The organism is Paenibacillus sp. FSL R7-0272, from assembly GCF_037969905.1.
Lineage (GTDB): Bacteria > Bacillota > Bacilli > Paenibacillales > Paenibacillaceae > Paenibacillus > Paenibacillus polysaccharolyticus.
Genome location: NZ_CP150221.1, coordinates 5,010,616 through 5,031,250, shown reverse-complemented (window position 1 = coordinate 5,031,250; position 20,635 = coordinate 5,010,616). Strand labels below are relative to the sequence as shown.

At 48.1% G+C, this 20,635-nt stretch carries 14 protein-coding genes and 1 other annotated feature; all 14 genes read left to right on the top strand.

Annotated features, from left to right (window positions below; genetic code table 11):
* Positions 1–72: 72 nt before the first annotated feature.
* Positions 73–2,412: an endopeptidase La gene (gene lon, locus MKY23_RS22260; RefSeq protein WP_154985514.1), complete on the top strand. Its 2,340-nt coding sequence runs from the start codon at positions 73–75 to the stop codon at positions 2,410–2,412.
* A 234-nt stretch (positions 2,413–2,646) separates the two neighbouring features.
* The gene (gene yihA / locus MKY23_RS22255) at positions 2,647–3,312 is read left to right on the top strand and encodes a ribosome biogenesis GTP-binding protein YihA/YsxC (protein WP_222591867.1); all 666 of its coding nucleotides are present in this window, start codon (positions 2,647–2,649) and stop codon (positions 3,310–3,312) included.
* Between the two features lie 341 nt (positions 3,313–3,653).
* Complete coding sequence (gene hemA, locus MKY23_RS22250; RefSeq protein WP_090919132.1) at positions 3,654–5,039, top strand: glutamyl-tRNA reductase; 1,386 nt, start codon at positions 3,654–3,656, stop codon at positions 5,037–5,039.
* A 53-nt stretch (positions 5,040–5,092) separates the two neighbouring features.
* A complete protein-coding gene (gene ccsA / locus MKY23_RS22245) occupies positions 5,093–5,881 on the top strand; it encodes a cytochrome c biogenesis protein CcsA (protein WP_090919742.1) in 789 nt (262 codons plus the stop codon).
* A gap of 5 nt (positions 5,882–5,886) precedes the next feature.
* A complete protein-coding gene (locus MKY23_RS22240) occupies positions 5,887–6,537 on the top strand; it encodes a bifunctional precorrin-2 dehydrogenase/sirohydrochlorin ferrochelatase (RefSeq protein ID WP_154890972.1) in 651 nt (216 codons plus the stop codon).
* A 2-nt stretch (positions 6,538–6,539) separates the two neighbouring features.
* A complete protein-coding gene (hemC, locus tag MKY23_RS22235; protein WP_154960637.1) occupies positions 6,540–7,490 on the top strand; it encodes a hydroxymethylbilane synthase in 951 nt (316 codons plus the stop codon).
* Positions 7,491–7,494: 4 nt separating this feature from the next.
* Complete coding sequence (cobA, locus tag MKY23_RS22230; RefSeq protein WP_090919126.1) at positions 7,495–9,054, top strand: uroporphyrinogen-III C-methyltransferase; 1,560 nt, start codon at positions 7,495–7,497, stop codon at positions 9,052–9,054.
* 100 nt (positions 9,055–9,154) lie between these two features.
* Positions 9,155–10,156: a porphobilinogen synthase gene (gene hemB / locus MKY23_RS22225; protein ID WP_090919123.1), complete on the top strand. Its 1,002-nt coding sequence runs from the start codon at positions 9,155–9,157 to the stop codon at positions 10,154–10,156.
* A gap of 147 nt (positions 10,157–10,303) precedes the next feature.
* A complete protein-coding gene (gene hemL / locus MKY23_RS22220) occupies positions 10,304–11,608 on the top strand; it encodes a glutamate-1-semialdehyde 2,1-aminomutase (protein WP_339832272.1) in 1,305 nt (434 codons plus the stop codon).
* The gene (locus MKY23_RS22215) at positions 11,605–12,525 is read left to right on the top strand and encodes an RluA family pseudouridine synthase (RefSeq protein WP_339832269.1); all 921 of its coding nucleotides are present in this window, start codon (positions 11,605–11,607) and stop codon (positions 12,523–12,525) included. The genes hemL and MKY23_RS22215 overlap by 4 nt, the downstream gene beginning before the upstream one ends.
* A gap of 377 nt (positions 12,526–12,902) precedes the next feature.
* Positions 12,903–14,465, top strand: a complete 1,563-nt coding sequence (locus MKY23_RS22210; protein WP_339832266.1) for a LysM peptidoglycan-binding domain-containing protein — start codon at positions 12,903–12,905, stop codon at positions 14,463–14,465.
* A gap of 166 nt (positions 14,466–14,631) precedes the next feature.
* Positions 14,632–14,916: a binding site (T-box leader), on the top strand.
* Between the two features lie 59 nt (positions 14,917–14,975).
* Complete coding sequence (locus MKY23_RS22205) at positions 14,976–17,639, top strand: valine--tRNA ligase (protein WP_339832263.1); 2,664 nt, start codon at positions 14,976–14,978, stop codon at positions 17,637–17,639.
* 88 nt (positions 17,640–17,727) lie between these two features.
* Positions 17,728–19,104 (top strand): folylpolyglutamate synthase/dihydrofolate synthase family protein, encoded by a 1,377-nt coding sequence (locus MKY23_RS22200; protein WP_339839630.1) that lies wholly within the window; start codon positions 17,728–17,730, stop codon positions 19,102–19,104.
* Between the two features lie 56 nt (positions 19,105–19,160).
* On the top strand, positions 19,161–20,480 hold the full coding sequence (murC, locus tag MKY23_RS22195) for a UDP-N-acetylmuramate--L-alanine ligase (RefSeq protein ID WP_339839627.1): 1,320 nt from the start codon (positions 19,161–19,163) through the stop codon (positions 20,478–20,480).
* The last annotated feature ends 155 nt before the right edge of the window (positions 20,481–20,635 follow it).

Below are 20,635 nucleotides of genomic sequence, written 5' to 3'. Positions count from 1 at the left end.
TGGTTTTTTATGTGAACATTTGATAGAATAATGAATGACTACAACCTGAGAGCCATTGGAGGTGCGAAAGCGATGGGACCGAGCAAATCGAAAGGTCGTCGTTTTCCTTTACTGCCTTTAAGAGGACTTCTCGTCTACCCGAGTATGGTGCTGCATCTCGATGTGGGCCGGGAGAAATCGGTCAAGGCTTTAGAAAAAGCGATGGTAGAAGAACATTTGATTCTCCTATGTTCCCAAGCCGAGGTAAATATTGAGGAACCTACACGAGAGGATATTTTCCGCATTGGAACCGTAGCTAAGGTAAGACAGATGTTAAAGCTACCCAACGGAACGATCCGAGTACTTGTGGAAGGCTTGGAACGGGCTGAAATTATTGAATATACGGACAACGAAGAATACTACGAGGTGCTGGCGCTAGAACTGCCTGAGGAAGAGAACGCTCATCCCGAGACAGATGCCCTCATGCGTACCGTTCTGAACCAGTTCGAGAATTATATCAATCTGTCCAAAAAAGTAACCCCCGAGACACTCGCTGCCGTATCAGACATTGAAGAACCGGGGCGTCTTGCGGACGTTATTACAAGCCATTTGTCTCTGAAAATCAAGGACAAACAGGAAATTCTGGAGACCATCGACGTTCGGGAACGTCTGGAGAAACTGCTGGACATCCTGAATAATGAGCGTGAAGTGCTGGAGCTTGAACGCAAGATCAGCCAACGTGTGAAGAAACAGATGGAGAAAACCCAGAAAGAATACTATTTGCGTGAGCAGATGAAGGCGATTCAGAAGGAACTCGGTGAAAAAGAGGGCCGTGCGGGCGAAGTGGAAGAACTTCGTAATCAGATGGAAAGTCTGGGCCTGCCGGACAAGGTGAAGGAGAAGGTCGAGAAGGAAATTGATCGACTGGAGAAAATGCCTGCAAGTTCTGCCGAGGGTGGTGTCATCCGCAACTATGTGGATTGGCTACTTGCGTTACCTTGGAGCCAGGTGACGGATGATGATCTGGATATCCAGAAGGCCGAAGATGTGCTAAACGCCGACCATTACGGTCTGGAGAAACCCAAGGAACGTGTATTGGAGTATCTGGCCGTGCAGAAACTTGTCAAAAAACTCAAAGGTCCGATCCTTTGCCTAGTTGGCCCTCCAGGGGTAGGTAAAACTTCTCTGGCCCGTTCAATCGCAAGATCACTCGGTCGGGAATTTGTGCGTATCTCCCTCGGTGGCGTGCGGGATGAAGCAGAGATTCGTGGACACCGCCGTACCTACGTAGGTGCGATGCCTGGACGTATTATTCAGGGGATGAAAACAGCAGGATCACTTAACCCTGTATTTTTGCTGGATGAGATCGACAAAATGGCTTCAGACTTCCGTGGAGACCCTTCGTCTGCATTGCTGGAGGTGTTGGATCCGGAGCAGAACAATACGTTTAGTGATCACTTTGTGGAGTTGCCTTTTGACTTATCTAACGTTATGTTCATAACTACTGCGAACACGGTGCACAACATTCCGCGTCCATTATTGGATCGTATGGAAATGCTGAATATTCCGGGTTACACCGAGCTGGAGAAGTTGCAAATATCCAAAAACTATTTGCTTCCCAAACAGAAGAAGGATCACGGTCTCGAAGAAGACCAACTGGCAGTGCCAGAGGATAGCTTGCTAAAAGTCATTCGTGAGTATACGCGTGAATCGGGTGTGAGAAATCTGGAACAGCAAATGGCATCACTTTGCCGGAAGGCGGCTAAAAATATCGTATCCGGTGTAGAGGGTCAGATCGTGATCTTGCCGGATGATGTTAAGGACTATCTCGGTCCGGGCAAATTCCGCTATGGCATGGCTGAGCTGGAAGATCAGATTGGTACGGTGACCGGGCTTGCATGGACTGAGGTGGGCGGAGACACGCTTGTGATCGAAGTAACCGTGGTGCCGGGAACAGGCAAGCTGACGCTTACGGGTAAGTTGGGAGACGTTATGAAAGAATCTGCTCAGGCAGCTTTCAGTTATACACGTTCGAAAGCAGCACAACTAGGCATTGCGTCTGATTTCCATGAGAAGAACGACATTCACATCCACGTACCGGAAGGTGCCATCCCTAAAGACGGCCCATCAGCCGGTATTACGATGGCAACAGCCTTGATCTCAGCTCTGACGAATAAACATGTGTCGAAAGACATTGCTATGACAGGTGAAATTACATTACGCGGACGGGTGTTGCCGATTGGCGGCTTGAAAGAAAAGTCACTTGCAGCCCACCGTGCGGGTTACAAAAAAATATTGCTACCTAAGGATAACGAAAGAGATCTGCGCGACATTCCGGATAGCATCAAGGAAGATGTGGAATTTGTGCCCGTAGCTCATATGGATCAGGTGTTGCAGCATGCTCTTGTGGAACAGGCAGGCATTCATCTGTAACCGACACTTATCCGCAAAGATTAAATGGAGAGTAGACCGTTCGGCGGGGGCTTCGGCGTCCGCTTGAACGGTTTTTTTCGTGATAATCTGATGTTTTTCGAGTACAAAAGTTGTTTTTTTGGGTACAGGAGAGGTTTTTTTTGATATGATAGAAGGAATGATGGCATAATACGGGATGAAAATGTGGAAATGTTATGCTTGCAAGACAGGAGTTCAAGAGAGGAAAGATGCAATTTGAAAGTCAATCAATCTGAATTTATAATTAGTGCCGTTCGGCCTGAACAATATCCAGATGACGGTCTTCCGGAGATTGCCCTGGCGGGGCGCTCCAATGTGGGCAAGTCATCCCTGATCAACCGTTTGATCAATCGTAAAAATCTGGCGCGTACAAGTTCAACTCCGGGTAAAACCCAGCAACTGAACTATTATAAGATCAATCATGATCTGTATTTTGTCGATTTTCCGGGTTACGGGTACGCCAAAGTATCCAAAGAGCAACGTTTTGCCTGGGGTAAAATGATGGAAAAGTACTTGCTACAACGGGATGAATTGAAGCTTGTGATGCAGATGGTGGACATGAGACATGAGCCATCCAAGGATGACAAAATGATGAATGAATGGCTACGCCATCATGGTCTGCCGCTGGTCGTTGTGGCTACGAAAATGGACAAGATTCCCAAGACACGCAGAGCCAAGCACATTAAAGTCATCAAGGAAGCACTGGGTCTTCGATCAGGCGACTTGTTTGTCCCTTTTTCATCCGAGGAAGGTCTGGGCAAGGAAGAACTGTGGGATATTATTACCCGCCACGCCCGCGTAGACAAGTACGCACCAGTTGAAGAAGAGGCGGATCACGAGGCTGGAGAAACTGTTCAAACAGCTGGGGATGACAATTACTAACCTATAATATTTGAAAAACACATCATGTATCCCGCACCTAGATAGTCATGGAATGATTCCATGACTATTTGTTATAAGCAGTCTTGAACAGGTTTGCAGAAATCTCCGTTTTCTCAAATATTCACTATTCGTTCCATATAACGAATAAGGGTGTACATTCGTGAGACACTACAATATATCACAATGCATATGATAATCATCATGTTGATTTCATAAACATTTCATAAAAATGAGCGAGTGATGGACTTGATGTGTGATATAATTAACTATGTCAATCTGAACTGGATAGAGATATACAGTAAGCACTTTGATTGGAAATTTATTAGGCAGGTGAACTTGCAATGCACATCGTTGTTGTTGGTTTGAATTATCGCACGGCGCCTGTAGAGGTCAGAGAACGATTCACATTTGCAGAAAAGGACTTGTCTGAAGCGCTGCAGCAGCTCAAGCTGACCAAGAGTGTATTGGAAGGTGTAATCGTAGCCACTTGTAATCGTACGGAATTGTACGTTGTGGTCGACCGTCTTCACATGTGCGGTTATTTTATTCGAACATTCATGGAGCAATGGTTTAACGTTCCGCGGGAAGAATTTACGCAACACTTATATATATATGAGGATGATCAAGCCATGCGCCATCTGTTCCGGGTCATTTGCGGACTGGATTCGATGGTCATTGGAGAGACTCAGATTCTCGGCCAAGTGAAACAGGCTTTTTTCAAAGCACAGGAAGAGAAAGCTACCGGAACTTGGTTTAACCAATTGTTTAAACAGGCGGTTACCTTGGGCAAGCGGGCACATTCGGAAACTTCCATCGGGGAGAGCGCCGTTTCTGTCAGCTATGCTGCGGTTGAACTGGGCAAGCGGATTTTTGGTATGTTTACAGACAAAAAGGTACTTATTTTGGGTGCCGGCAAAATGAGTGAACTTACCGTAAAACATCTGTATGCCAACGGTGCATCCGAAGTTATCGTGGCCAACCGGACGCTCGCCAGAGCCGAGGAACTTGCCAGCAAATTCCGGGGAACGCCGTGTACGATGGAGCAGGCACTCACGAGACTGGGTGAAGTAGACATCGTCATCAGCTCTACAGGAGCAGAACGTTATATTCTCGATGCAGGTATTGTCCGGGAGAGCATGAAGCGCCGGCAAGCACGTCCGCTGTTCCTGATTGATATTGCCGTACCACGTGATATTGATCCGGCAATTGGCGAAATCTCTAACGTATTTCTCTACGATATTGATGATCTGGAAGGCATTGTGGAGAGCAATCTGGAGATGCGTAAGGTCGAAGCTGCGAAGATTGAGAGAATGATTGAACTGGAGATGGAAGATTATTACCAGTGGCTCAGAACACTCGGCGTTCGCCCAGTTATTCGGGCCTTGCAAGAGAAAGGCGTATCCATTCATGAAGAAACAATGGATAGTCTGTTCAACAAGCTTCCGGAGCTGGATGAGCATCAGCGTAAAGTCATTCGTCGTTTGACCAAAAGCATTGTCAACCAAATGACAACCGATCCGATTAATCGGATCAAGGAAATGGCAGGTACGAAGCAAGGTGATGAAGCACTGCGCATGTTTACGCAGATTTTCGCGCTGGAGGATGCAGTGGAAGTGGCTGCAGAAAAAGTGAATCAGAGTGATGCAACAGCTCTGGGCAAACCAGCGATTCACCTGAACGAAAACCGGCAAGACCCCGTGCCGGCTTATGTCCCGGCAGGCGTATAAGGCAGGTGGGCAACTTGACCCTTGCTGAACAAGTCTATGAAGCTTTAATTTATATGTATGCCCTGAGCCTACTGTTCTATTTCTCGGACTGCATTCGACGCAATGCGGGGGCGAAGCGGACAGGCACAGGGTTTCTTGTTGTTGTTTGGGGACTGCAAGTGACCCATGTTATCATGCGAATGTGGGCTGAAGGTCACTTCCCGATCTATACTACATTTGATTTTTTGTTTATTTTTTCGTTCAGCATTGTGCTGATGTCATTGATTATGACCCGGGTTCAACGCTCAGAGTTTGTTATCCTGCTACTCAATATCGTTGGATTCTCGGTAACGGTTTTGAACCGGTTGTGGTTTACAGCGGGCGAAATCTCGTTGCACAACTGGCAGACGGTTCACGGTTTGTTAATTATGCACATTACACTGGCTAATCTGGGCTTTGCAGCTTTAACGGTTGCTTCGGTCTTTGCGTTGTTGTACCTGTTCTTGCACCATAAGTTGAAAAACAAAAAATGGAATGATACGGTACGGCGTTTACCCAGCTTGGAGGTCATTGGAAAATATATGGATGGTGCCACATTGATTGGTACTCCGCTTCTGGGAGTATCCGTTGTACTGGCTGTATTGTCCATCGTTGCGGAACGACGGTGGCATCTGTTGCTTGATCTGAAGGTGATTGCGACGGGTCTCGCGATTGCCATCTATGTTGGTTATTTCGTGGTCAAGAGAAGAAAGCAATTTTCGATGATGATCATGTCCAGATGGACATTGATTGGATATGCGCTTGTCATCATGAGCTTTTTATCCAATGCGTATTCGGCGTTTCATCGCTGGACGGGAGAGTGAAGGATATGGAACACTACACGCCGATTTATGTAAATACTTCAGACAAATCTGTTCTCGTGATCGGTGGAGGACGTGTTGCTGAGCGTAAAGTAAGAGGATTGTTGCAGACTGAGGCCCGAATTACGGTCGTCAGCCCTCTGCTTACGCCCACTCTCGAACAATTGCATCAGGAATCCCGAATCGAATGGATAGCCCGGTCCTACCGCAATGGAGATTTGCGGGGGGCCTTTCTCGTATATGCAGCAACGGACGATCCGCATGTTAATCAAGCAGTAGTTCAAGAAGCTGAAGCTGGGGCAATACTGGTGAACGATGCGATGTCTTCCGGTAATAGCAGTTTTATTACGCCGAGTGTGGTTAGACGAGGGCGGTTAAGCATTGCCATCTCGACTGCCGGTGCAGGACCTGCCGCGGCGGCCGAGATTCGTGCTTTGCTTGAACAACAGTTTGGAGATGAATACGAGACGTATCTTGATTTTTTACATCAGATGAGAATGGAGATTAAATCTCGCGGGCTGCCTCCAACTGTAAGAAGTACGCTACTGCGCCGTCTAACGGAAATGGACATTTTGGATACGATACGAACGGGTCAGTTTGAGTGGTGGAGCGAAGAAAAAATCGGGAACTGGATATCCCGTAATCAGGAGGAAATGTAGATATGCGGACAATTAAAGTGGGCAGCAGACAAAGCGCTCTGGCACTAACCCAGACCGGCTATGTGATTCAGGACTTACGCAATATTTGTGAGCGGGAAGGTTTAGCTTTTGACTTTGAGGTACATAAGATCGTGACAAAGGGAGATCTCATTCTGGATGTGACTTTGTCCAAAGTGGGTGGTAAAGGTTTGTTTGTTAAAGAGATTGAACAGGCGATGCTTGATCACACCATCGATATGGCCGTGCACAGTATGAAGGACATGCCTTCCGAGCTTCCTGAAGGGCTTGTTAACGGTGCCGTTCCCCGTCGAGCTGATCCTCGGGATGCGTTAGTCTCTCGCGGCGGGCTTACGCTGGATCAACTGCCAGAGGGTGCCCGGGTTGGAACAAGCAGTCTGCGGAGATCAAGTCAGTTGAAGGCGTACCGACCTGATCTTCAGCTGGAATCGATTCGTGGCAATATCGACTCACGTCTGCGGAAGCTCGAAACCGAAGGCCTGGACGCCATTATTTTGGCAGCAGCAGGCTTGTATCGGATGGGCTGGGAGGATCGAATTACCGAATATTTGTCTGAGGAAGCCTGCCTTCCTGCTGTAGGCCAAGGCGCTCTTGGCATTGAGTGCCGTGAGGATGACGAGGAGCTACTACATTTGCTCACCCTCTATAACGATCCAGCAACAGCTGCGCCGGTCATGGCAGAGCGTCGTTTCCTGAGTGTGTTAAACGGAGGGTGTCAGGTGCCGATCGGCGCACATGCGGTGTGGATGCCAGGAGATGATTCCCTGAACAGTGAAAACAAGTTACAATTAACGGGAATGGTTGGGATGCCGGATGGCAGGCTGATTTTGAAAGAAACATTGAGCGGCAAAGATCCGGTTCGCCTGGGAGAAGAAGTGGCTTGGAAGTTAATTGATCGCGGGGCTGAACAGATACTGGCAGAAGTTAGGGGATGAAGGCATGGCGGGGAAAGTCTTTTTGGTAGGTGCGGGTCCTGGGGATGCAAGGCTGATTACGGTAAAAGGTTGGGAAAGCATAGGCAAGGCTGACGCCGTGGTTTATGATCGACTCGCGAGTCCGCGATTGTTGAAACTGATGAAACCCGGTGCGGTCAAAATTTATGTGGGGAAACGACCGGATCGACATACGATGAAACAGGAAGAGATTAACCAGCTACTTGTGGATTTGGCGCTTGAAGGCAAAGTGGTTGTGCGTTTGAAAGGCGGAGATCCGACCATATTCGGACGGGTTGGGGAAGAGGCAGAGTTGCTGCACAAAAACGGCATTCCGTTTGAGATCGTTCCTGGAGTAACCGCAGCAATCAGCGTACCTGCATATGCGGGTATTCCGGTGACGCACCGGGATTATGCTTCCTCCATCTCGATCATTACCGGACATGAAAGCCCGGACAAGCTGGATCGTAGCATTCAATGGGATAAAGTAACCAACGCTACGGGCACACTGGTGTTTATGATGGGGGTTGCCAAGATCGGCTATATTAGCGAACAGCTCATTCGTCATGGCCGTCCGGCCAGCACACCTGTGGCGCTTGTACGTTGGGGAACTCGGGCAGAACAGGATACCATCACGGGTACGCTGGAAGATATCGAAGCCAAAGTCATTGCGGCGAATTTTCAGCCACCAGCTGTCATCGTTGTTGGAGATGTGGTCAACCAGCGGGAGCAATTGAAATGGGCAGAGGTGCTGCCGCTGTTTGGCAAACGAATTCTGGTTACCCGTGCTCGCAGTCAGGCGAGTGAACTGGTGAATCGCATTGAAGAACTCGGTGGTGAACCCTATGAGTTCCCAGTCATTGAGACGGTTATGCCGTCTAGTGAATCCTCCAAACAAAGTGTCAAAGATGCGCTGCATGCGTTAAATACGTTTGATTGGGTCTTTTTCACAAGTGTCAATGGCGTGGAGTTTTTCTTCCGTCATCTGGAAAACGAAGGTAAGGACATTCGCTCGCTTCATCAGGCGAGAATTGCAGCAGTAGGACCATCTACGGCAGAAGCACTGCGCAAGCACGGTATTGCACCCGAAGTTGTCAAAGGGCCTTTTCAGGCAGAAGGCATGCTCGAAGCATTTGAAAGTGAGTTGAAGGCAGGCCAGAACGTGCTGATTCCACACGGTGATCTCGCACGGTCGTGGTTGCCGGAGCAATTGTCAGCACGCGGACTGCACGTTACCGAGGCGATCATCTATGACACCATTCTTGCAGGTGAGGATGATGACGAATTACTTAAGCTTCTTGAAGAGGGCGGTATTCATGCAGTGACCTTTACAAGCTCATCCACCGTGAAAAACTTCATGAAGATGCTGAAACGAATGGGTGTGGAAGATCCGTTGCCGTTGCTGAAGGGAGTAGAGGTTGCTTGTATTGGTCCGGTTACCGCGAAGACTGCGGAGGCTGCTGGACTGGAGGTTACTCTTATGGCGAAAGAAGCGACAATGACTAGCTTGATCGATGTTTTGTGTGAGTGGAAACGTGCTGGCAGTGTCGGTATTGTCAACAATTAAGTTGGACTAGCTTCGGCTGAACATATGAAGCGTGCTGAATTCGAGAAGAACCAGCGCGCTTCCCTTTTTACAAAATGAAATTTTAGGAGGTAAAAGATAGATGGGTTTTCCAATCGTACGTCATCGCCGTTTACGTCAATCGGCAGGTATTCGCAACATGGTAAGAGAGACACACTTGACTGTGGATGATTTTATTCAACCGATCTATGTCACATATGGTGAAAATGTAAAGTCTGAGATTAAATCGATGCCGGGTGTATTCCGTTTCTCGCTGGATCGTCTGCAGGAAGAAGTCACAGAAATTGCAGAGCTTGGCATTCCGGCTGTACTGCTGTTCGGGATTCCGGAAACAAAAGACAGTGTAGGTTCATCCGGTTTTGCAGAGGATGGCATCGTGCAGGAAGCAACGAGATTGATCAAATCCTGGTACCCCGAATTGCTGGTGATTGCAGACACTTGTCTATGTGAATTCACCGATCATGGTCACTGCGGAATGGTGCACACTACGGAGATTGATGGACATATCTGCGGCGATGTTCTGAATGACGAGTCCTTGGAACTGCTGGTGAAAACGGCCGTATCGCAAGCGAAGGCAGGCGCAGATATTATCGCACCGTCAAATATGATGGATGGATTTGTACAGGCTATTCGTGCAGGGCTGGATGAGAATGGATTTAATCATATTCCGATTATGTCTTATTCCGTCAAATACGCTTCAGCATTTTATGGCCCATTCCGTGAAGCAGCAGATTCCACACCGCAATTCGGAGACCGGAAATCCTATCAGATGGACCCGGCGAATGCTCGAGAAGCGTTGCGCGAAGCGGAAACGGATGTGCTGGAGGGAGCGGACATGCTGATGGTGAAACCATCACTTTCCTATCTCGATATTATGCGTACCATCAAGGATCAGTTTGATCTTCCGCTCGTTGCTTATAATGTAAGCGGGGAGTATGCGATGGTGAAGGCGGCCGCAATTCAAGGATGGATTGATGAGAAAAAGGTGGCCATGGAAATCTTGCTCAGCATGAAACGTGCCGGGGCAGATATGATTATTACGTATTACGCCAAAGATGCATCAAGATGGCTGGCTGAAAAGTAAACCAATGACTACCACCAAGCAACCATAGACCGAGTTTATATACAAATATACAAATAAAACCCATAGGCCTTGCTTTTTTTAAGAGGGAGAGGCAACAAATCATATTTTCCTCTGCAAGCGAGGCCTTTACAATAAGGAGGATGTTCATTGACTGCACAACAAGGCAATCGTCGCAATGATGAGCGCTCACGCAGCGCATTTGAGGAAGCCAAGCAGTACATACCTGGAGGAGTGAATAGTCCGGTTCGGGCATTCAAATCTGTCGGACTCACACCGATCTATGCCGAACGCGGTGAGGGCTCCAAAATTTACGATATTGATGGCAATGCGTTCATTGATTACGTAGGTTCATGGGGCCCGCTGATTATGGGACATGCTCATCCTGAAGTTGTGGAAGCACTCCGGGAGACAGCTCTTAAGGGCACAAGTTTCGGTGCACCAACCCTGCTTGAGACAGAGATGGCAAAGCTGGTGTGCGAGCGTGTGCCTTCCATCGATATCGTGCGCATGGTGAATTCCGGTACGGAAGCAACGATGAGTGCCATTCGATTGGCGCGCGGGTCAACGGGACGTAGTAAAATTTTGAAATTTGAAGGTTCCTACCATGGCCATGCCGACAGTTTGCTGATCAAAGCTGGATCAGGGGTAGCCACACTGGGATTGCCGGACAGTCCTGGAGTGCCCGAAGGTGTGGCAGTGAATACAATCACGGTTCCTTACAATGATCTGCAGTCCGTGCGTCTTGCCTTTGAACGATACGGAGAAGAAATTGCGGGTGTAATCGTGGAGCCAGTTGCTGGCAATATGGGTGTCGTACCTCCAGCTGCCGGTTTTCTGGAAGGATTGCGTAGTGTGACTACGGAGTATGGAAGCCTGCTCATCTTTGATGAGGTGATGACGGGTTTCCGTGTAGGACTTCACTGTGCACAAGGTCGTTTTGGCGTTACACCGGATTTAACGTGTCTGGGTAAAGTTATCGGCGGCGGTCTTCCTGTAGGAGCATATGGCGGTCGCCGGGATCTGATGGAACAGATTGCGCCGACAGGCCCAATCTATCAGGCGGGTACACTAAGTGGTAATCCGCTGGCTATGGCTGCAGGTTATACGACGCTAAAACTTTTGACACCGGAAGTTTATGATCGTTTGGAGATGTTGTCTGCACGTTTGCAGGCTGGATTCGAGAAAAATGCAGCAGAAGCAGGTGTGGCGGTAACAATTAACCGTGTCGGTTCAATGGTGTGCCCATTCTTCAGTGCTGTACCGGTAACGAATTATGATATTGCCAAAGAAAGCAACCTGGATCAGTTCCGCCGTTATTTTGCAGCGATGATTGATCAAGGTGTTAGCGTGGCGCCGTCCCAGTATGAAGGGATGTTCGTGTCTGGTGTGCATACGGAGCAGGATATCGAGGATACCATTGAGGCCAACCGTAAGGCTTTGCAGTCGCTATGAGTATAAAAAGCTGGAAACGTCGCGGTCAATGGCTTGAGCTGATGCCAGGCAAGGCGGTGACTGGAAAAGAGGACAGACAAGCTGCTGCTGAACAGTGGCTCCTGTCTGAACTCATGTTCCCGGAGAAGCTTCTGCGTCAGCTCAAGGCAACCCAGGGAGTACAGCTAGCAGGGGACCGGCTTCGGCTGGCCCTTTTTGCTGTGCAACCGCTGGGTGTGGAGCCACGCTGGGCTGATCTGGATGTATTGTATGAGGATGATTTCTGTCTCGTCGTGCACAAACCGGCTGGCATGAAGCTTCATCCGGATGGAGGTCGTGAAGAAAAGGTCGTTACGCTGGATCATGCGGTAGCTTCGTATTATGAGATCAATGGGATGGAGACCAGTGTGCGTCATGTTCATCGTCTGGATGAAGATACGACCGGTCCTGTTTTATATGCCAAAAATGCTTTTGCGCTCGCGAAACTGGATGAAGCGATGCGTCTCAAAGCAATCGATCGTCAGTATGTTGCTATCACAGGCGGACAAGTACCCTGTGATCTCCGCAAGATTGATGCGCCAATTGGTAAGGACAGGCACCACAAGCAACGCAGACGTGTCTCCGAAGGAGGCCAGGATGCAATTACTCATGTGGACATCGTGCATGTATGGGAGAGGGCAACGCTGGTACGTCTGAAGCTGGAAACAGGGCGTACACACCAGATTCGCGTGCATCTCAGCTATGCTGGCTACCCTCTTGTCGGTGACAAACTGTATGAGGGGCGTTCAGACATCATAGGCAGGCAGGCATTGCATGGCGAAGTGCTGAGCTTTAACCATCCTTTAACCGGAGCCTTAATTGAAGTACAAGACCCCTGGCCAGCGGATTTTGAACAATTGGCAGCGAGGGAGAGTCATAGCGTAGAAGGACAGACCTGATCTAATGGGTCTGTTTTTTTGTTTTTGGCTTTCTAAGGTGTTTAAAAAGTGTTGTGACTATATAAGATAGCTATTTTTACACTTTAACGGAGAGGACAGAAAAAACCTGGAAAAGCGAAGCGCTCGCCTTTATCGCCGGATTTTTCCCTTTGGAAAAGGAATTCAAAAAATTGGAGATAACAGCGATTGGAAGGTTCTTCTGTCATCGGAGTGGACTGTGTAAACTCTTAGTTCAACATATACAGAACGGGCTTTTTTAACAAAGGTGGCATGCCCACCCTAGTTCAGGCATATAGATGGGTAACGAAGGATTGGACCATGGATCAGTCCCATGAGAAGGATCATGGTGAACATATGCCGAAAGGAGGACGCCACCTTTGTTGAATCAACCATACGGTTTGCGGTTCGATATTTATGAGCGCGTTCATTTGTCTGAGGGAGTGCCTGCCATTGAGGAATTGGAGGAAATTGAACTCTATCCGCGTATTCAGGTGATTGGACAGGACGACCATGCCACCTTGAGGGGGCATCTGCTACTTACAGGAACATACCGGGGGGAGAGCGAGGATTCGGAGGAGTTAAAGCATTTTATTCCAGTCGAAATTACCGTGCCATTGAACCGGGTTAGATCCATTGATGATATTTCAATCGAGATTGAAAATTTTGATGTAGACCTGTTATCCAGTCGAAGTCTGAACATTACAGGTGTACTGTCCCTGCGAGGGATTGAAGGTTTCCCGGTCGAGGAGCCACAAGTGTGGTCGGCAGATGAATTCACGGTTGTTCATTCACCCGAGGCTCAGCCTGACAGCAGAGAGAACGAATTGAGTCAGACAGAGCAGTCCGAGCTGTTGGAGCTGTCGGAACAAGCCGGGTTGCGTAACGAAGAGCAAGAGCTGGCGAATGCAGCTGAGCTTGTTGCATATGGTTCTCCGGAATCTGCTGATTTGTCACCAAGAAGTGAACAGCAATCAGGGTATGAAGAACTATCGCAAGCCTACTGGAACCAGTCATCTGTCGAGCCACTACCATCTGATGTTGCTTCAACGGATGAATCGGATGAAAATAGATTGCCTGATTCAGATGAGGGGATTGTACCATCACAGGCATCACATGAAATGCATGAAGTCCCTTCTCCAATCTCGTCATTCATGGCTGAAACGGCTGACAGACTAGCTTCTTATCCTGAAGCGGAGTCATTGCTTCCGATAGAAGATGAAGCCTCAGCATGGTCTGAACCTTCGGTAAATAGTGTATCCGAAAATTCAGGATTATGGAGTTCAGAGGCTTCTGAGCAGGCGCGTTCTGAAGCAGCATGGAAACCTCTTGAAGAAACTACGCCTGAGGTATGGCACTTTGAAGAAGCGCGGTCAGGTGGTTCGCAAGGAGAGCAGTTCATTTCGAATGCTGTGGCACAGCCGCAGACCGAGAACTGGCAAGATGTATTTGCTGGATCTGAACCGGCTCAGCCCGAAGAAGATCGGCCTTCACTGGAAGTGGCAGAGGAAGCCTCGCTGTTACAGAATGAGGAATTCCTCCCTGAGGCAATAGCTGAGGCGGAAGACAAGCCAGAGCTTAAGGTTGCTTTTGGTAGCAAGAAAGAATCGTCACGAAGAGAAGAAGAAGGCGTGGGCATTTCTTCCTTGTTATCATCCGGCCGGGCCGTCCGTGAAGTTGAGGGTGAACGCAGTGAGGAGGTTTCAGATGGAGTTGTTTCGGAAGAGGATCGTCAGGCAGAAGATGTAGAATGGAAAAATCTGTTCCTGGGTACGATTGTGGATCAGACGCCATTCCGCAAAGTCAAACTGTGCATCGTACAGCGCGAAGAAACACTCGATGCCATTGCAGACAGATATCAGCTTAGCACCAGGGAGCTTCAGTTATATAATCGATTAACTGAACAGGTTGTTGAAGAAGGACAGATTCTATATATTCCTTAGTCACTAGGTTCAGGATACCGTATCCTATAAAACAGCCCGTAATTCCTCATAGGAATTGCGGGTTGTACCTGTTTTTGAACATTTTGGTTGTCTAATAACCTCGTTCCGCTGTTGTCAGGTTGACTATCACGCACGAGCAAGGTATGATGTGTTTAGGATTTTTTGAATAATGACGTGGATCGGGAGTAGTAGACAGTATGACCTTTCAGAGAGTGGGATCGATGCGCTGTGAGATTCCGCAGGAACCAACTGATCGAAGTCGCCCGGGAGTTGCCTGTTTGAGTACTGGAGGTGGATGTAATACATTCATTAACCTCGGAGGTAGGATAGGCCGGTCGCAGCCGTTATCTGCTTGAAGTGTCACGCCGTCCGATTGAGAGCATGAACCATGATCTCTGTTATCAGCGTGAAACAAAGGTGGTACCGCGAAAGCTAACCTTTCGTCCTTTGATGGATGAAAGGTTTTTTTGTTTTTTTAGCGATGAAGATGACGTAACGGAGGAATGAAACATGTCTGAACAAAAAAAAGCAACAACTGAAATGCCGACGACTTACGATCCGAAGGCGGCAGAAGATAAATGGTACTCCACCTGGACGGAGCGCGGGTATTTCCAAGCGGGTAAACGCAAGGATGCCGAGCCATATACCATTGTAATTCCACCACCGAACGTAACAGGTATGCTTCACATTGGTCATGCACTTGACTTTACCCTGCAGGATATCCTCATTCGTACAAAACGGATGCAGGGTTATGACGCACTTTGGTTGCCAGGTTCCGACCACGCAGGGATTGCGACCCAGACGAAAGTGGAACAGAAGCTGCGTGAAGATGGATTGACGCGTTATGATCTGGGACGTGAGAAGTTTCTGGAGAAAGTCTGGGATTGGAAAGACCAGTACGCTACAACCATTCGTCAGCAATGGGGCAAAATGGGTCTGTCTCTCGACTACTCCCGTGAACGTTTTACGCTGGATGAAGGTCTATCCAAAGCGGTGCGTAAAGTATTTGTGCAGTTATATGAGAAAGGACTTATTTATCGCGGTAAACGTATCATTAACTGGGATCCGGTGAATCGTACGGCGCTCTCGGATATTGAGGTTGAATATAAGGAAGTTCAGGGTCATCTCTATCATCTGCGTTATCCGCTCAAAGACGGGAGTGGTCACATTACTGTGGCAACGACACGTCCAGAAACGATGCTGGGTGATTCTGCTGTTGCCGTTCATCCTAAAGATGAACGTTATGCAGACATGATCGGTAAAACACTCGTATTGCCAATCATCGGTCGTGAGATTCCAGTTATTGCGGATGACTACGTAGACAAAGAGTTCGGTAGCGGTGCAGTGAAAATCACACCTGCGCATGATCCGAATGACTTTGAAGTAGGTTTACGTCATGACTTGCCTCAAATTACCGTTATGGATGAAAGTGGAACAATGAATGCGGAAGCTGGCAAATATCAGGGGCTGGATCGTAGCGAATGCCGCAAACAGATCGTGGCTGATCTAAAAGAACAAGGTGTCCTGATTAATATTGAAGATCATATGCACCAGGTTGGACACAGTGAGCGCACCGGAGCAGTAGTGGAGCCTTACTTGTCCACACAATGGTTCGTAGAGATGAAACCACTCGCGGAGAGAGCAATCAAAAAGCAGCAAAGCGGCGAAGGGGTTAACTTTGTTCCGGATCGTTTTGAGAAAACGTATCTGAACTGGATTGAAAACGTTCGTGACTGGTGTATTTCCCGTCAACTGTGGTGGGGACATCGTATTCCTGCTTGGTACGACGAAGAAACAGGTGAAGTGATTGTATCCACAGAAGATCCAACAACATTGCCAGAATATGCAGGGCGCAAGCTGAAACAGGATGAGGACGTTCTGGATACGTGGTTTAGCTCGGGACTATGGCCGTTCTCTACATTGGGCTGGCCTGAAAATACAGATGATCTGAAGCGTTATTATCCAACCAATGTACTCGTTACAGGTTATGACATCATTTATTTCTGGGTGGCACGTATGATCTTCACTGCCCTGGAATTTACGGATGAAATTCCGTTCAAGGATGTACTGATGCATGGTCTTGTACGTGACGCTGATGGACGTAAGATGTCCAAGTCTCTTGGGAACGGTGTAGACCCGCTTGATGTTATCGAGAAGTACGGTGCAGATGCGATGCGTTACATGATCTCGACCAGCAGTACTCCGGGACAGGATTTGCGTTTCCGCTGGGAGCGGGTCGAGCAGGCTCGTAACTTCGCCAACAAAATCTGGAATGCTTCCCGCTTTGCGTTGATGAATCTGGAAGGTTTCACTTATGAAGATCGTGACATCAGCGGTGAGCTTGGAACAGCGGATTATTGGATTTTGCACCGCCTCAACGAAACTTCCCGAGATATTACGCGTCTAATCGATGCGTATGAGTTTGGGGAAACAGGGCGTGTATTGTACAACTTTATCTGGGATGATCTGTGTGACTGGTACATCGAATTCGCCAAGCTGTCATTCTACGGAGAAGATCCGGTTGCGAAAAAGAAAACACAATCGGTGCTGGCCTACGTGCTGGATCAGACCATGCGCCTGATTCATCCGTTTATGCCATACATCTCTGAAGAGATCTGGCAACATCTGCCTCATGAGGGAGAGACCATTACACTTGCTTCCTGGCCAGTATACGACCCTTCGCTGGAGAATCCGGGAGCTGTTGCGGAGATGAACTTGCTGATGGATACCATTCGTGCTGTTCGGAACATCCGTGCCGAAGTGAATGTGCCGATGAGCAAAAAGATCGAATTAATGGTCAAAGCGAACAGTGAGGAAGCATCTAGTATTATCGAACGCAACAGTCATTACATCAAACGCTTCTGTAATACATCCGAATTCGAGAGCGGATTGGATCTGAGTTCACCAGACAAAGCCATGACAGCGATCATCACGGGAGCGGAATTGTACTTGCCGCTCGCAGGTCTGATTGATATTGAGCAGGAAGTAGCTCGTCTGGAGAAAGAACTTCAGAACCTTGAAGGTGAAGTACTCCGTGTGGAGAAAAAACTGGCGAATGAGGGATTCGTAGCGAAGGCTCCTGCTAAAGTTATCGAGGAAGAACGCGCCAAACAAGCGGATTATTCGGATAAACGGGATAAAGTCATCGCACGAATCAAAGAGCTCAAAGGTTAATATCAAAAAGGGTCGGATGGAACGCTTTTGGCGCCATCCGGCTGCTTTTTTCAATCTTCAATCAAACAGGGAACTGAAGGTGAATCAGATGACGGAATTAAACGGGACAGATAAAGCTACTCCTTTACAGACGTATGATGAGGCCGTGGATTGGATCAATGGCCTTATTCCTTTTGGTATCAGGCCTGGGCTTGAACGTATTGAAAGTCTGATGTCACAGCTTGGCAATCCGCACCAACGGCTCAAATTCATTCATGTCGCGGGAACGAACGGTAAAGGTTCGACTTGCGCTTTTTTGACGTCAGTACTGCTTCAAGCGGGATATGACGTTGGAACGTTTACATCACCTTATATCACCAAGTTTACAAACCGTTTTCAATATAACGGTGAAGACATCCCAGAAGAGACATTGTTAAAGCTGTCGAATCGTTTGCTTCCTCTCGTAAAAGAAATGGCGTCAACACCGCTCGGCTCACCGACGATGTTTGAAGTATCGACGGCACTGGCACTGCTATATTACGCGGAAGAGTGTTACCCCGATATTGTAGTATGGGAGACTGGGCTTGGGGGAAGGATGGACGTAACGAATATTGTTACTCCCGTTGTGTCCGTCATCACCAATATCGGTATGGATCATACGGATATCCTTGGAGATACCGTTGAGCAGATTGCACATGAAAAGGCGGGCATTATTAAGCCGGGTGTACCCGTTGTAACCTGTGCTGTACAACCTGAAGCCGTAAAGGTCATTCAGGAGAGAGCGAAGCGATTGCAATCAACGGTGTACTTGGCTGGGGACCAATTTTCATACCAAAGGCTTGAAAGTAGCAAGGATGGACAAACGCTTCAGTTCTCCGGTCCATTCCGTGATCTGAATATTCACATTCGTATGCAAGGTTTATATCAATGTGATAATGCTGTTGCTGCATTAATGTCTCTTGAATTACTAAGACAATATATGGCATTTATGCTGGATGAAGACGATATTAAACTTGGTTTTGAGAATGCCTTCTGGGCGGGAAGATTTGAGAAAGTCAGTGACAATCCACTGATTGTACTCGATGGAGCGCATAATCCTGAAGGGGCAGAATCGCTTGCCAAGAGCATTATCGACGGTTATCCCCAAAAAAAGTTAATTTTGATGATGGGTATGCTGGCGAATAAGCATCACGAAGCATATTTGCAGCATATACTGCCACTAGTGGATACGCTGATCCTGACCGAGCCAGATTTCCGCCGTAAAATGGCTGCAACCGAATTGTTGCAGATTGTCGAACGGGTACGTCCCGCCATTGCGAAGCAGGAACTGGATATCATCGTCGAGCCGAACTGGGCAAAGGCACTTGATCTATTGATGTCACGGACGGAAGCGGAGGATCTGGGGGTGGTTTCCGGCACGCTTTATCTGATTGCGGACGTGCGGGCGGCCCTTTTGCATCAAACCGATTCTGAAAAAGGTTGGTGAAAGTTTTGTTAAACACATCGGAACATGTTCATTTTATAGGGATTGGCGGTTATGGCATGAGTGCCATCGCCCGGGTTATGCTGGAGATGGGATATACCGTTACCGGATCGGATGTCGCTTCACAGGAGTTGACAGAGAAGTTGGCAGCCAAAGGGGCGAAAATATATATTGGACATACCGCGGAGCATGTGAACGGGGCGGATCTTGTCGTTTATTCTACAGCAGCTCCTGCGGATAATGTGGAACGTGTAGCTGCGGAGCAGCTAAACATACCTATCCTTCATCGCGCTCAAATGCTGGCACGTCTGTTAAACGAGCGCAAAGGCGTGGCCGTTGCAGGTGCGCATGGCAAAACGACAACTTCTTCCATGATCGCACTGGTTATGGAGCAATGTGAAATAGATCCTACCTATATTATAGGTGGAGAAATCATGAATTTGGGAACCAATGCCAAAGCAGGTCAAGGCGAGTGGGTTGTCGCGGAAGCGGACGAGAGCGATGGCTCTTTTTTACAGTACCATCCTTGGCTTGGCATCGTAACGAACATTGAAGCTGACCATCTAGAGAATTATAACAGTGACTTCGAGGAACTAAAGAAAGCTTATGTACAGTTCCTCAGTCAGATTCGTCCAGAGGGCACAGCCATTGTATGCGCTGATGATGAAAATGTGCAGGCTATTTTGCCGCATCTCAAGTCTCGCATTACAACTTACGGCATCGAGCAGGCTGCTGATTACACAGCTACAGATATTGTTCTCGGGGATCGCCGTATCTCGTTCACCATGAATCATCGAGGTAGAGCGATGGGAACAGTGGAGTTGTCGGTACCTGGTAAACACAACGTCTACAATGCGATGGCTACGGTTATTACCTGTCTTGAAGCAGGCATTCCGTTTGAGAAGATTACAGCAGCGATCGTGCAATTCCATGGGGCGAAACGCAGATTTCAGGTGTTGGGTGAGGCGCGTGATATGCTCATTATTGACGATTACGCTCATCACCCTACAGAAATTGAAGCTACAATCAGTGCGGCGAAAGCAACAGGTAAACGAATAATTGCTGTATTTCAGCCGCAGCGTTATACACGGACATTTTTCCTGCTGGATGCGTTCAGCCGGGCTTTTGCCGAGGCAGATGAGGTGCTGATTACCGATATCTATTCTCCTGCCGGTGAAAAGCAGATTGAAGGTGTCCACTCCGCAAGACTCGTTGAACTGATAGTGCAGAACAGCAATGCATCAGCAAGATACCTGCCGACCAAAGAGGAAGTTGTGGCTGATCTAGAGCCGCGGCTACAACCAGGAGATCTTGTGCTTACGATGGGCGCAGGGGATATTTGGAAAGTGGGCGATATACTCGCCAAAGGTTTGAAATAATTTTGTGATTTCAAAATGATGCAAGTTGAACTTAGGGATCAACAAATTGGGGAACAATCGCTACTATTCTTGTGATTTCTCATCGGAGTATATGTTCCATGAACCTTTTGATCAACGGGTACCGTACTTAAAACGTCTGTCTTCTTCATGGAGCC